Here is a 12231-nt window from a genome sequence, read left to right as displayed (position 1 = left end):
ATGGCCACAATTCTGTTCCGCACTGTTTCGAGCGAACCGGCAGTCGCGCAAGGAAAGAATTTTCGCGCTCACCACAATATTCGCGCTCCTGAAACGTCTTCAGGCGCATGGAACCGCCACCCACCTCGCACCCGATGACCGACCGAGACAGCGACATCACCGCGACCGTGGTGCGTGAGCGCACGAGGCTCGTCAATTTTATCCGGCGTCGAATACGCGACCCGGACGACGCCGAAGACATCCTGCAGGATGTGTTCCACGAATTCGTGCAGGCTTACCGGCTTCCCGCTCCGATCGAACAGGCAAGCGCGTGGCTATTTCGTGCGGCGCGCAATCGCATCATCGATCGTTTTCGCAAGAAGAAGGAGCAGCCGCTGACCGATCTGTCTGAGGCCGAGGACGACGCCAGCGGTGAGTATCGCCTCGACCTCGCCCTGCCGGCGCACGATGCAGGCCCCGAAGCGCTTTACGCTCGCGCTGTATTGCTCAAGGCCTTGCAGGATGCGCTCGACGAGTTGCCGCCGAATCAACGTGAAGTATTTATCGCGCACGAGTTGGAGGGACGGCCCTTCAAAGACATGTTGGCGGAAAGCGGTGTCACGCTCAATACGCTGCTCGCGCGCAAACGCTACGCGGTCTTGCATCTGCGCGCCCGACTGCAGGCCATTTATGACGAACTGGATATATAGAGGAGTCGAGGCATGAAGTTTCGAATCAGATGCGCCGGTAAAGCGCTGCTCGCGGTGGTTGCCATAGCCGTGCTCGGATGGGTGGTCATGACGTTATGGAATTGGGTGATTCCGGCGCTATTCGTTGGCGCCCGTGCGATCGACTTCGCGCATGCGTTGGGCTTGCTGGTTTTGAGCCGCATCCTGTTTGGCGGATTCCGCGGACACGGCGGCTGGCGCGAACGGCGTCACTGGCGCAAATGGGAAGCGATGACGCCCGAAGAACGGGAGCATTTCCAGACGGCATGGCGATCGGGCCGCGACCGGCGCGCGGGAGATTGAACATGCGCGAGAAATCAACGTACGACTGCAAACAGATGCCGGGCGTGATTGCGCCAGTCGTCGACCTGAAACGTTGCGAAGGCAAGGGCGATTGCCTGGAGGTCTGCCCTGAGAATGTGTTTGAGATCCGGCGCATCGATGACGTCGACTATCTCAGCCTCGATTTGATGCACCGCCTCAAGCTACGCGTGCATGGAATGAAAGTCGCCTACACACCGAACGCGTACGCCTGCCGGTCGTGCGCTCTTTGTGTGACGGCGTGCCCTGAACGCGCGATCAAGCTCGCCAGAACGGCATAGCGTTACGCGTTTTAAGAAAAGCGCAGGCCGCCTGGCGCAGTGGTCAGTATTATCGATCTCCTCAAGGAGCGCACATGGCTTCATCAACCACGGATCTTCTGCGACAGCTTCACGAACAGAGCCAGACAGAAGTGATAGCCCGCGCACAGGCGCAATTTCAGGGATCGAGCGAGGAGTTTCTGACTCTCGCGGAGGAATACGAAACGCTCGTACCTCGACTCCGTGGACGGTTTCTCGAAACGCTCGGGCTATCGAGCGAAGATTTCGAATCCTCGCAAGGCACTGCTCTATCGTTAGCCGTGTCAGCGGAAACGGGACGGTTCTTAAGCAACATGGTGCTTTCGCACAAGCCGGCTCGAATCCTCGAGCTCGGCAGTTCCTGCGGCGTGTCCACGCTGTATTTCGCCGAGGCCCTTCGCACGTTAGGCAGTGGGACGGTTGTAGCGACTGAACTCGATGCTGTTAAGTGCGCACGACTTCGGGCCCACGTCAGAACGGCGGGCGTAGACGCTTATGTTGACCTGCGGGAGGGCGATGTATTCCAGACCGTTTCCGAACTGGACGGCACTTTCGACATGGTGTTTATCGACGTCTGGGCCAACACCTATCTGAATCTGTTCAAGCAGATTGAGCGCCTGCTACGCCCGGGATCTATCGTTCTCGCCGACAACATGTACACCGCCGAGGACGCCGTTCGGCCATACAAGCACTACCTCGACGACGATCCGCGCTTTTCGACCATGACGCTGGACTTTGAATCAGGGGTCGAATTTACAGTCGTCGTGTCATAGGCTGACGAAGAGTGGACGCCGTCCGGAATCCGGTTCATGTGCCATTCAAGCTGGGTTGCGAGCGGAGCAGCTTATGCTTTGCGGGCTCCGCGATGGTGTGCGGCGCATGACTCTCGAAGAACTCGTGCGTGAGTTACTTGACCACGATCGGACTCATTTGCTTGAACTCGAAGAACTTGATGACGAACTGAAGAAAACCGAAACCCGCCCAAAGAGAGGACGACCGATATGAAGAACGACCCGCCCGTCATTTTCATTCACGGCTTCATCGGAACCTTGGACGTATGGCAATACGAACCCAAGCACGCCTCCCCCGATTTGCTCGGCTATGGAAAGCATCGGTCCGTCCCGTTCGAGCAGATTTCCTTACCCGCGCAAGTCGAGCATATTCGCGGGTTCGCTGACGCACGCTTCGGAGCAAGACGTGTTGATGTCGTTGGTCACTCGATAGGCGGATCGATCGCGATGCTGTTTGCACACGCATATCCAGGATACGTCCGCCGGATTGTCAATGTTGAAAGCAACTTCACGTTGGACGCCCCCCGCCGACCTACGCATTCCCACGCAGGGACCCCGGGGCCGCAGGCGGCGTATCAGCCATCCGACCTGCTGCGGCGCCCGCTGTCCGGCGTGACCGGGTCGTCGAGCGCGTCGACGAGCGTGCGCCGCCCGGCGTCGAGGATTTCGTCGGCGAAGGCCGGATCGGCGCCTGCGATCGCACGCGACAGCACGAGCGCCCCGACCATCTGACTGAACGCTGCAATCGCATCGCGACGGGTTTGTTCCGTCGTCGCGCCTTCCATGGCGATCATGGCTGCAAGCCGGTCGAGATACGTGGCGAGGCCGCGCGCGTAGGACGCACGCGCCGCGTCGGTCATCCGCGGAGCGTCGCCAGCGAAGCCGGACAGCGGGCACCCTGCTTGGACGTTGTCGCGGTGCGAGGCGGACAGGTAGCGTGCCGCCTGCTTCCCCAGGCTGCCGCCGCTTGGCGAATCCGCGTAGTCTTGCATGGCCTTTTCCATGACCGCGCTGACCAGCGCATCCTTCGACTTGAAGTGGTTGTAGAAGCCGCCCTGGCTAAAACCGGCTTCCTTCATCAACTCCGTCAGCCCCACGGCATCGACTCCGCGTACCCGGAAAAGCCGCTCGGCGGCCGCGACAATCGCGCTGCGGTTCTCGGCGGCCTGCTGTCGTGACACCCCCATCGATCTCTCCCTTATACAAGCGATCGCGTCGATTGAAAAACACAATGTCGATCACCATTGACATACTCGAATTACGTCGACACAATTCGCCATAAGACGATGGTGATCGACATTGTCACGAGTGTAGCCGACTTTCGAGCACAACGCGAAGCAACGCCGGCGTGGCACGGATGGCAGTCCAGGTTCATCGCGGTTCTTTGATGCCGGCGGGCGGCGGACGTTGGCGCCGTTCGGCGGCGCAACGGTTCGGTACGCAAGGGCAGGTTTGTTTTCTCCGGATTTCACGCGCGCCGCGAACCGGCGCACATGCGATTCATCATGCGAAAGGATGAGATATGAAGATCGAAGGTGCTGTTGTTTTCGTGACGGGTGCGAACCGCGGGCTTGGTCTTGAGTTCGCGAAGCAGGCGCTCGAAAGAGGCGCGCGCAAGGTCTATGCGGGCGCGCGCGATCCGGCCAGCGTAACGCTGTCGGGCGTCGTGCCCGTGAAGCTTGACGTGACCGATCCGGCGGCCGTGGCCGCTGCCGCCGACGTGGCGGCCGACGTCACGCTTCTGATCAACAACGCGGGCATCGCGCGGCTCGGCAGTCTGACGGACGACGGCGCGCTCGACGCGTTACGCGATCACTTCGACACCAACGTGTTCGGGATGCTGTCGATGTCGCAGGCGTTCGCGGGCAACCTTGCCGGCAACGGCGGCGGCGCGATCCTGAACGTACTGTCTGTTGCGAGCTGGATAAACCGGCCGATCCTCGCGGCTTATGGCGTGTCGAAGTCGGCCGCGTGGGCGATGACCAACGGCCTGCGTCACTCGCTGCGCGAGCAGCACACGCAGGTGGTCGGGCTGCATGCCGGTTTTATCGATACGGATCTGACGCGCGGGCTGGAAGTGCCGAAGGCGACGCCCGCCGATGTCGTGCGTCAGGCATACGACGCGATCGAGGCAGGGGCGGAGGAAGTGTCCACCGACGAGTTCACGCGGCAGGTGAAGGCCGGGTTGTCGGCAGGCGTCTATCTCGACGCTCCGGCGCCGCACTGAAGGCGCCGGAGCGCCCGCTCGTCGCGCGCGGGCATCTGGACGGAAAAGCAGGTCGCGGGCTGGAAGGAGGTGACCTCTGCGGTTCACGCAGCCGGCGGTCTGATCGTCTCCCAGCTCTGGCACGTCGGGCGAGTCTCCGATCCCATCTTCCACGCCGGCGATATGCGCCACGAATGGCCGGTGGTGGCCGCGCGCTGCCCCATGCATGAGGGACCGTTTCCCGTGGCAGGTAAAGCGGCGATCTGCGGCAGGCGACCCGGAGCGCCGAGCCATCGCTACAAAAAGCGGACGCATGACGCACGTGATCAAACTGGAGTTGCTCCAGTGCAGCTATCCGTGTGCGTATTTCAAGTACCTGCAGCACGGATTGCCCGCACGGCCTGTTAGCGTCCCGGGCTCACTCGCCTGGTGGCAAGGAAGCCTCAACCGCGGACCGCCGCAGTAACCACAATGAGAGCCGAGAAGATCAGCGCCGGGGCGAGATGCCGGAACGGTTCCCGATTTCGTAGCAACGTGAAGAGCGCACCGATCATGATCGCACCGGCCAGCGCTAGGCCTAAGACTCTGGTTTGTCGTCCAGCAAGAAGTGCCGCACTCAACAACTCGAGAGCGCCACAGAGCCACTGAAACCATGCCGGATAACCCCAGCGTGCGAAGTCGCGCTTCACCGCGCCGGGTCTTACGAGATTGACCACCCCAGCAACCGCGAACAGAACCGCTACGCTCGTCGCGAGGATCGATTCTAAAGACGCACTGTTCCACACCATCGTCATGCTCCGTTGATTTGCTGAAAGTGTTCTTGTGCAGAGAGGTCCGCAATCAGGCCGGGGCCATGGGGCTCCCACGCAAGAACTCGGCGGGCATGCTGGCCGCTTACTGTCTGGTCGAGCGCCAGTGCGTCAGCGAACAGTCCAAGCGATTTGCGAGCATCGTCGAGCGACCAGAGTTCGACGCGATCGGCGCCGACCGAGGCTCGAATCGCTTCGCCCATTTCGGCAACGGCAACGGCATCTTCCGCGACCACGTTGAAGATCTGTCCAGTGACCCGACCGTCCCCGCTTGCCGCCTGTTCCACCGCGCTCAGGTAAGCCGTGGCGAGATCGTCGACGTGAACGGCAGGCCAGTGATCGCGACCATCGCCGACGACCCTCACACTGCCGGTCTGACGGACCATCCCGGCAAGCATGCCGAAGACGCCACCGCCGTAGCCGTGCACCATCGCCGGCCTGAGAATCACTGCGGCAATCGAGCGGCTCGCCGCTAGCGCCCGCACATGTTGCTCCACTGCGGGCCGCCAGGCGATGAGTGGTGTCGGGTTCAGCGCCGAAGCTTCAGTCGCGGGCTCCCCCTCCGTATTGCCGTAGACCCAGGTGCCCGACGTATAGACAAACGCCGCGCCCGGCTGCAAATGCGAAAGCATCGCTACAGCCGCAGCCTCATCAACGGCACCGGCGGAAGCATCATTGGTCGACGCCATGTGCACTACGCCCTCAGCGGCCCCGGCGGTCGCAGCGAAAGACTGTGGCTCACGCAGGTCGCCGGAATGCAGTTTCACGCCGAGATCTGCCAGCGCGCTGGCAGCAGCCGACCTGTCCTGGCGCACCAGCGCCGTCACCTGATGGCCGCGGGTGATTGCCTTGCGCGCGACCGCTTGCCCGATGTAGCCAGTACCACCTGTCATGAACAGTTCCATAGCGTTCTCCTTGATGATTGCCTGCGAAGTTGATAAGTCACAAGAACGAGACTTACCGGTCTCGTTTTGACAAATCTAAACGAGACTGACCAGTCTTGTCAACTACTCGGCGATCTGTTATTTATCTGGGATGAACACACCCTTTCACCCCGACCTGAGCCCGCTGCAACGCCGTAAGCGGTCCGCCATCCTCGAAGGCGCGAGAACCGTTTTTTTAAGCCAAGGTTTCGGCCTGGCAACAATGGACGATGTCGCCGCGGCCGCTGGCGTCGGCAAACAGACGGTCTACCGCCACTTCAAGTCGAAGGAGGCGCTCTTCGTTGGTCTGGTGAGCTCGATGTGCGCTCAGGTGGGTGGACTTCTTGCCGGGGCTCAGGACGAGCAATCCGATGGATCACCCGAAGTCGAGTTGCACGAGTTGGGGTGGTTGCTGGCACGAAGCCTTATCGTGCCGGATTACCTGCGGCTTTACCGGGCCATCGTCGCTGAGGCCGAGCGTCTTCCGGAACTCGGCCAGGTGTTTTACGAAAATGGCGCAAAGGTCGTGCGTGCCTTCGCGGCAAAAATTCTGCGAAAGCGATTTGACGAATCGACTGCTGTATTGCGGGCAGCGACATTCGTTCAGTTGGTGCTAGGCGACGCGTATCTGGAACTGTCAATTGGCTACACGGTGCCCGATGTTGAAGCGCGCTTTGCGCTGCAGATTGACGAGGCCGTGGCGGCTGCACTTCGCTAAAATGGGCCAACCCTGTCAGTTTTCCGCGTAGCGACACTCCACATCAGTTCATTTTGACGCCGCGACCAAACTAAGCGCGTATGCTGGGAATACCACCTTGTCACGCAACGCATCAGGAGCAACACCATGGCCAAGAGTCAATTACGCAGCACTCGCGAAGCGAAAAAGCCCAAGCAACCCGCGAAGCCGTCAGTGCCGGCAAAGCCGTTCAGCACGGTTCGATCGCGGGTTGCGAACGAAGGTGTCGCCAAGAAGAAGACATAAATCGGTTGGCCGCGGACACGCGGCACAGCGATCACATGCAACTTGTAAGGTTCACCGCAGTAAATTGATATCTCCACATTGAAGGCGCAAACCGCTTCGGGAGGCGCATCATGATCCATCACCACTCGGACCCCACTTTTCGTGGGCTTCCGCTCACGGCCGAGCAAGACTCGGAAATTCGTCATTACCTGAACAGGAAGGCCAAGCTGGGCAAGCCATGGAATACTCCCGAGCTGCGCGGGATGCTTGAGGACATGCTGCTGCCGCCAAGTACCGAAGACGACAGCGAGAGCGATATCCCGAGCGACGCGTCGAGCGCCGCTGAGCGCGCAGCCGCGTTCGTCGATCAGGACATGGAACCAATCGAGGCGTATGAGGAATTGCATGCCGCGATGGAAGCCGAAAGCATGAAAGGCGATCCGCATTAGCAGGAGCGCGTCGCGCAGGTAGTGAGCGTGCAACCCGGTCCATCTGAGGCGTAGAACGAAGGACGACACATGGCACTCAGTTTTTCCAACCCCAGCCGCAGCTATGATGGGATCAGGCATGGCGTTTGGTTCTGGGGATACGACAAAGCACGCGAGATTACCTTCTTTGTGGAAGACCGCGTACTGAAGCATTTCGACTCCGCCCTCGGTACTGACGAAGCCGAGGTGCTGGCCTCCTTCGACCGGAATCGCAATGAGATCCTGAAGGTCGCCATGACCCTCTATGCCGAGGGGCCGCAGACTCTCTACACGCTGCACTAAAGCTTCATCCGGTCACCCATGCTGAATGAGTTGATCCAGTTCAGGCGATCAACGCGTTTTCATACGGGCTCGATCTGCTGCTGTCGGTCGACGGCTTCCGCATCCTGAGGCTGTTTTTGATGCACTCGGGCCAGTCGCCGGGGCGATCGCTGACGGCTTCTCGACCGAAGTCGACTCTTGATATCAGGACCGGCAAGGCAGTTATAAGTCTCCTTTGCCTGCCTGCGTTTGTGCATCCACGACCTGGAAGGTCGGGATGCAGGACACCTTGCACTTTAGAGGCCCTACCATTGGTAGCGCACGCCGAGATCGCCCGCGACGCCACTACGGCGGACATTGCTGTCTCCACTCACGGCGAACTGGTAGCCGAACTGTCCGTAAAGGTTCAGCCGCTCCTTGAGCCTGGCGGTGACACCGCCGGCGAGCTCCAGTCGCGTGGCCTGCACATTCAGCGGCACCCGGTCATTGGCGAAGGTGGTGGTGGCCTGGGCATTGAAATCCCGCCACAGGTTGGCACGCACATACGGCTGCCACACCGCTCCCTGGCTGCCTTCGATGGTCCACTTCCCGCGCACGCCGAGGCGGCCACTCGCGCCCGAAGTGGAGCCGAGGGAGACGTCACCCAGACCATCGTTCGCGTCGGAGAACGACACGTGCTGCCAGATGATCTGCGCCTGCGGCTCCAGCTCGAAACCCGGGCCGAGCGGCAGCGGGATCGGATAGCCCCCCTCGAGTGATGTCGCGAAGCCCGTACCGCGGACCGGCAGATTCGCAAACTGAGTGGTCGCGGAGCCGTCGTAGTGCGTACCCTGCACAACCGCATCGACATACCAGCCACTGGGGCCGTAGTGAGTCCAGTAGCCTCCGCCTGTATATGCATTCAGATGCATTGAGCCGGTGTGCTCCAGCGTGTATCCGGTTGCCGCTGCGTTGGTGACCAGGCCATCGACATCTGCACTGCCGTAGCCGTATGCAAAGTAGACGCCCGCAGCGTCGCGATGACCGGGCCAGACGCTTCCACGCCATACGTCGAGACCGGTCTGCACGCCTCCGACTCCGCCGCTCACGCGCGGATCGGCGTAAGCCTCGTAGCGGTTGTCGATCTGGCCGCCGAACACGCGTCCCCAGGCGGAGCTTGCCCAGCCCGAGCCGCCCGCGCCGCCGCTCTCCGTCGTGAGCGTGTCGCCGATGCGCTCATGGAGCGTCCCGAGCATCTCGACACCCATCTGCCGGGCGACCGGTTGAACTACGCCATAGGTGGCCAGTTCCGGCCCGATGATCGGGTAGACGCCTGGCGGCAGCGGATCAGGTGGGGGCTCGGTGCCAGGTCCAGTTCCCGGTTCCTCTTCGCCTCCCTCCGGCGGGGGCGGCACGACGAACGACGAGCGCAGAAACCAGTCCTCGGGATTGCTGCTGTTGACGCCACCGCGAAACAAACGATAGTCTTCGGCGCCACCGCGCGCCTCGCCGACGAGCGCAAAGGCGTCCGACGCCGTGGTGCCGCCGTTGGTTGTCTCGACGACGAGAATGCCGTTCCCCGTCGTCAATCCACCGGAGCCGCCTGCGTTCGTGATACGTACGGCTGAAGGATCGGCGCTGCCGCCGTTGATGATGAGTCTGTCCGACGGCGAGCCATCCAGACCGAGGAACGTGCGCAGCGCGAGCGTGCCGCCGGCACCCACGAAATTTTTGACAGTCATCGCACCGAATTGCCCTGCCGGGAGCCCGAAGCCCGGCTCAACCGTTCCGGCATTGGTGACGGTGTTCAAGTCCGTTCCTGTACCGCCCAGGGTTCCGTTCGCCTCCACATTGACCGGCGACTGCAACGAGCCGGTCAGATTGAGCACGCCATTGCGAACGTTCGTCGGACCAGTAAAGGTGTTCTGGCCGGATAACGTGAGCACGCCGTTGCCGGCCTTGGCCAGTGCCCCGCTTCCGGAGAGCACGCCGGACCAAGTCGCACCCATGCCGTTGGTGTCGATGGTCGACGTCGTGCCTCCGACCAGCGTTGCGTTGACGCCTGCGCTCAGCGCCGAACCCACCACCTGTATCGTTCCTCCACCGAGATTGAATGCATAGGTGCCACCCAGATTGTTGAAGTCGCCGAACAGCGAACTTCCGCCAATCTGCAGTGTGCCGCCCGACAGGTTATACGTGCCGTTGCCGGCCGCCGCGAGGAACAGTCTCGACGCGCTGCCGATCGCAAGGGTACCGCCGGTCTGGTTGATCGTACCGGTGCCCTGGCTACCCGAGGACGTGACGTTCGAGCCGATGAACAGCGTCCCGTTAGCCACGTTGAAGGTGCCGCCGCTCAGGTTGAGCGTGCCGCTGCTCGGGTTGCCTTGCGTATTGCGGCCGAGCGTCATGAAGTCGGTGGTGCTGTTGCCGAATGTGACCGTTCCGCCCGCCAGGTTGTAGGTGCCCGTACCGCCCTGGTTGCCGATGTTCAGCGACACCGGCGTGCCCGGCATACCGAAGACGACGTTGCCCGCGGTCTGCGTCACCGTGCCCGTGCCGCCGAAGTCGCCGACCTGGAGCGCGGAGTTGAACGTGAGCGTGCCGCCGCTCACGTTCAACGTGCCAGACGACGTCGATCCGGGGACCTGCGTCGCGAGGGAATTGCCGAGGCCCAGCGAAAGATAGTCGATCGCGGCGCTGCCGCTGGAGACCGCTAGTCCACCGCCCACTACAAAAGCCGAGCCGCCCTGAATCCGCGCACCGTTGATCGTGAACGTCCCTGCGCCAGTCTTGACGAAGATGCCGTGCAGCGCGTCGCTCGCCGTGCCGGCATTGATGATCGTGCCGGCGAAACTGGTGCTCGTGTTATCGGTGCCAACCACCAGTATGTTCGTGCCGTCGATCACGGTGCCGCTGCCCGACAGGTTCGGCAGCGGCACGACACCCGTCGCGACCCCCGGAATCGGAGTGCTTGTGACGCCCGAAATATCGAAGGTGCCGTTGTTTAACATCCCGCTGGTCAAATTGATGCTGCCGCTTCCCGTCAGCGCCAGCGTGCCGGCAGAGATGGTCGTCATGCCGGTATAGGTATTCGCATTGGTCAGCGTGAGCACGCCGTTGCCGGCCTTGGCCAGTGCCCCGCTTCCGGAGAGCACGCCGGACCAAGTCGCACCCATGCCGTTGGTGTCGATGGTCGACGTCGTGCCTCCGACCAGCGTTGCGTTGACGCCTGCGCTCAGCGCCGAACCCACCACCTGTATCGTTCCTCCACCGAGATTGAATGCATAGGTGCCACCCAGATTGTTGAAGTCGCCGAACAGAGAACTTCCGCCAATCTGCAGTGTGCCGCCCGACAGGTTATACGTGCCGTTGCCGGCCGCCGCGAGGAACAGTCTCGACGCGCTGCCGATCGCAAGGGTACCGCCGGTCTGGTTGATCGTACCGGTGCCCTGGCTACCCGAGGACGCGACGTTCGAGCCGATGAACAGCGTCCCGTTAGCCACGTTGAAGGTGCCGCCGCTCAGATTGAGCGTGCCGCTGCTCGGGTTGCCTTGCGTATTGCGGCCGAGCGTCATGAAGTCGGTGGTGCTGTTGCCGAATGTGACCGTTCCGCCCGCCAGGTTGTAGGTGCCCGTACCGCCCTGGTTGCCGATGTTCAGCGACACCGGCGTGCCCGGCATACCGAAGACGACGTTGCCCGCGGTCTGCGTCACCGTGCCCGTGCCGCCGAAGTCGCCGACCTGGAGCGCGGAGTTGAACGTGAGCGTGCCGCCGCTCACGTTCAACGTGCCAGACGACGTCGATCCGGGAAGAGTTGGGGCATTGCCCAGGCCCAGCGAAAGATAGTCGATGGCGGCGTCGCTGCTCGTCGCCGCCAGTCCACCGCCAATCACGAATGCGGAGCCCCCCCGGATCCTTGCGCCGTCGATCGTCAGTGTTCCGCCGCCCGTTTTGACAAACTGGCCTTGTTGCGACGTTGGATCGCTCGCAACGCCAGCATTGTTGATCGTGCCGGAGAAGCTGGTGCTCGTGTTATCGGTGCCAACAAACAGGACGTTGTTGGCGGGGGTGTCGATCGTTTCGCTCCCGGAGAGATTGGGTCGTTCAGTCACCGTCTGCTGCGCCAATGCCGGCACGGGTGCCAGGCCCATGAGCCATATGGCATGGAGGATGCAAAAAGAGTTGAGTGGCTGATGGCGCGTCGTCAGCGGAATCGTCAATCGACCGCGCGCGCCGCCGGCCAACGTGCTTAACGATGCGCGATGAATCGTTCTTGCCGCCACGACGACCCTCCGTTACCTGCCGGTGGAAGTTTGCCAAGTCACGCGAGCTTGACTTCGGGAGACCGACCCATCGACGTTGACTTTGGAAAGCATCTCCCCGAACAGTCGTTGCCTTACTGGTTGTGCGCACGCGATTGAGTTGTTGCCAAGTTCTGCTAAGGGTAGGTAGGGAGATTGATTTGTCAAGAATTAACCTGGAAGGC

Annotated in this window: 13 protein-coding genes and 3 pseudogenes; 11 read left to right on the top strand and 5 right to left on the bottom strand. The window is 61.8% G+C overall.

Annotated features, from left to right (window positions below; genetic code table 11):
- Nucleotides 1–107 precede the first annotated feature (107 nt).
- The 6 genes and pseudogenes from HDG37_RS33305 to HDG37_RS40135 form a co-directional block, all read left to right on the top strand.
- Nucleotides 108–689: an RNA polymerase sigma factor gene (locus HDG37_RS33305; protein WP_184055078.1), complete on the top strand. Its 582-nt coding sequence runs from the start codon at nt 108–110 to the stop codon at nt 687–689.
- A gap of 12 nt (nt 690–701) precedes the next feature.
- Nucleotides 702–1010, top strand: a complete 309-nt coding sequence (locus tag HDG37_RS33300; protein ID WP_184055076.1) for a hypothetical protein — start codon at nt 702–704, stop codon at nt 1008–1010.
- Between the two features lie 2 nt (nt 1011–1012).
- Entirely contained in the window at nt 1013–1309 is a 297-nt protein-coding gene (locus tag HDG37_RS33295; protein ID WP_184055074.1) for a 4Fe-4S dicluster domain-containing protein, read from the top strand.
- Between the two features lie 74 nt (nt 1310–1383).
- Entirely contained in the window at nt 1384–2100 is a 717-nt protein-coding gene (locus HDG37_RS33290; protein ID WP_184055072.1) for an O-methyltransferase, read from the top strand.
- A gap of 55 nt (nt 2101–2155) precedes the next feature.
- A pseudogene (locus HDG37_RS39765) lies at nt 2156–2332 on the top strand (DinB family protein); the annotation flags it as partial.
- Nucleotides 2329–2679, top strand: a pseudogene (locus HDG37_RS40135) (alpha/beta fold hydrolase); the annotation flags it as partial. The pseudogenes HDG37_RS39765 and HDG37_RS40135, both read left to right, overlap by 4 nt.
- Before the next feature lie 14 nt (nt 2680–2693).
- On the opposite strand, the gene HDG37_RS33280 reads toward HDG37_RS40135, so the two are convergent.
- A complete protein-coding gene (locus tag HDG37_RS33280; protein WP_184055120.1) occupies nt 2694–3305 on the bottom strand; it encodes a TetR/AcrR family transcriptional regulator in 612 nt (203 codons plus the stop codon).
- Between the two features lie 335 nt (nt 3306–3640).
- On the opposite strand from HDG37_RS33280, the gene HDG37_RS33275 reads away from it, so the two are divergent.
- Together HDG37_RS33275 and HDG37_RS33270 are read left to right on the top strand one after the other, a co-directional pair.
- Nucleotides 3641–4345 (top strand): SDR family oxidoreductase, encoded by a 705-nt coding sequence (locus HDG37_RS33275; protein WP_184055070.1) that lies wholly within the window; start codon nt 3641–3643, stop codon nt 4343–4345.
- A 30-nt stretch (nt 4346–4375) separates the two neighbouring features.
- Nucleotides 4376–4510, top strand: a pseudogene (locus HDG37_RS33270) (alkene reductase); the annotation flags it as partial.
- A 257-nt stretch (nt 4511–4767) separates the two neighbouring features.
- Here HDG37_RS33270 and HDG37_RS33265 read toward each other — a convergent pair.
- Both HDG37_RS33265 and HDG37_RS33260 read right to left on the bottom strand, forming a co-directional pair.
- Complete coding sequence (locus HDG37_RS33265; protein WP_184055068.1) at nt 4768–5112, bottom strand: DoxX family protein; 345 nt, start codon at nt 5110–5112, stop codon at nt 4768–4770.
- A 2-nt stretch (nt 5113–5114) separates the two neighbouring features.
- Nucleotides 5115–6038 (bottom strand): NAD-dependent epimerase/dehydratase family protein, encoded by a 924-nt coding sequence (locus HDG37_RS33260; RefSeq protein ID WP_184055066.1) that lies wholly within the window; start codon nt 6036–6038, stop codon nt 5115–5117.
- Between the two features lie 130 nt (nt 6039–6168).
- On the opposite strand from HDG37_RS33260, the gene HDG37_RS33255 reads away from it, so the two are divergent.
- Nucleotides 6169–6774, top strand: coding sequence for a TetR/AcrR family transcriptional regulator (locus HDG37_RS33255; RefSeq protein WP_184055064.1), 606 nt, complete (start codon nt 6169–6171; stop codon nt 6772–6774).
- Nucleotides 6775–6911: 137 nt separating this feature from the next.
- On the opposite strand, the gene HDG37_RS33250 is transcribed toward HDG37_RS33255, so the two are convergent.
- Nucleotides 6912–7157 carry a hypothetical protein gene (locus HDG37_RS33250; protein ID WP_184055062.1) on the bottom strand — a complete coding sequence of 82 codons (246 nt, stop codon included), beginning with the start codon at nt 7155–7157 and terminating at the stop codon, nt 6912–6914.
- On the opposite strand from HDG37_RS33250, the gene HDG37_RS33245 reads away from it, so the two are divergent.
- Both HDG37_RS33245 and HDG37_RS33240 read left to right on the top strand, forming a co-directional pair.
- On the top strand, nt 7149–7466 hold the full coding sequence (locus HDG37_RS33245) for a hypothetical protein (RefSeq protein WP_184055060.1): 318 nt from the start codon (nt 7149–7151) through the stop codon (nt 7464–7466). The two genes, HDG37_RS33250 and HDG37_RS33245, sit on opposite strands and share 9 nt — an antisense overlap.
- A gap of 69 nt (nt 7467–7535) precedes the next feature.
- On the top strand, nt 7536–7787 hold the full coding sequence (locus tag HDG37_RS33240; RefSeq protein WP_018425166.1) for a DUF1488 domain-containing protein: 252 nt from the start codon (nt 7536–7538) through the stop codon (nt 7785–7787).
- A gap of 284 nt (nt 7788–8071) precedes the next feature.
- On the opposite strand, the gene HDG37_RS33235 is transcribed toward HDG37_RS33240, so the two are convergent.
- Nucleotides 8072–11857 (bottom strand): autotransporter outer membrane beta-barrel domain-containing protein, encoded by a 3786-nt coding sequence (locus HDG37_RS33235; protein ID WP_184055058.1) that lies wholly within the window; start codon nt 11855–11857, stop codon nt 8072–8074.
- Nucleotides 11858–12231 lie beyond the last annotated feature (374 nt).

The organism is Paraburkholderia sp. MM5384-R2, from assembly GCF_014201025.1.
Classification (GTDB): Bacteria; Pseudomonadota; Gammaproteobacteria; order Burkholderiales; family Burkholderiaceae; genus Paraburkholderia; species Paraburkholderia tuberum.
Note: the sequence above shows the minus strand (reverse complement) of the source record. Positions and strands in the feature narration are given on the sequence as shown.

What these genes read in the sequence shown, in the direction of transcription:
- HDG37_RS33245 (WP_184055060.1), top strand. Translation starts at nt 7,149, where the DNA reads ATGATCCATCACCACTCGGACCCCACTTTTCGTGGGCTTCCGCTCACG.
- HDG37_RS33265 (WP_184055068.1), bottom strand. Translation starts at nt 5,112, where the DNA reads ATGGTGTGGAACAGTGCGTCTTTAGAATCGATCCTCGCGACGAGCGTA.
- HDG37_RS33300 (WP_184055076.1), top strand. Translation starts at nt 702, where the DNA reads ATGAAGTTTCGAATCAGATGCGCCGGTAAAGCGCTGCTCGCGGTGGTT.
- HDG37_RS33295 (WP_184055074.1), top strand. Translation starts at nt 1,013, where the DNA reads ATGCGCGAGAAATCAACGTACGACTGCAAACAGATGCCGGGCGTGATT.
- HDG37_RS33255 (WP_184055064.1), top strand. Translation starts at nt 6,169, where the DNA reads ATGAACACACCCTTTCACCCCGACCTGAGCCCGCTGCAACGCCGTAAG.
- HDG37_RS33290 (WP_184055072.1), top strand. Translation starts at nt 1,384, where the DNA reads ATGGCTTCATCAACCACGGATCTTCTGCGACAGCTTCACGAACAGAGC.
- HDG37_RS33280 (WP_184055120.1), bottom strand. Translation starts at nt 3,305, where the DNA reads ATGGGGGTGTCACGACAGCAGGCCGCCGAGAACCGCAGCGCGATTGTC.
- HDG37_RS33305 (WP_184055078.1), top strand. Translation starts at nt 108, where the DNA reads ATGGAACCGCCACCCACCTCGCACCCGATGACCGACCGAGACAGCGAC.
- HDG37_RS33240 (WP_018425166.1), top strand. Translation starts at nt 7,536, where the DNA reads ATGGCACTCAGTTTTTCCAACCCCAGCCGCAGCTATGATGGGATCAGG.
- HDG37_RS33250 (WP_184055062.1), bottom strand. Translation starts at nt 7,157, where the DNA reads ATGGATCATGATGCGCCTCCCGAAGCGGTTTGCGCCTTCAATGTGGAG.
- HDG37_RS33275 (WP_184055070.1), top strand. Translation starts at nt 3,641, where the DNA reads ATGAAGATCGAAGGTGCTGTTGTTTTCGTGACGGGTGCGAACCGCGGG.
- HDG37_RS33260 (WP_184055066.1), bottom strand. Translation starts at nt 6,038, where the DNA reads ATGGAACTGTTCATGACAGGTGGTACTGGCTACATCGGGCAAGCGGTC.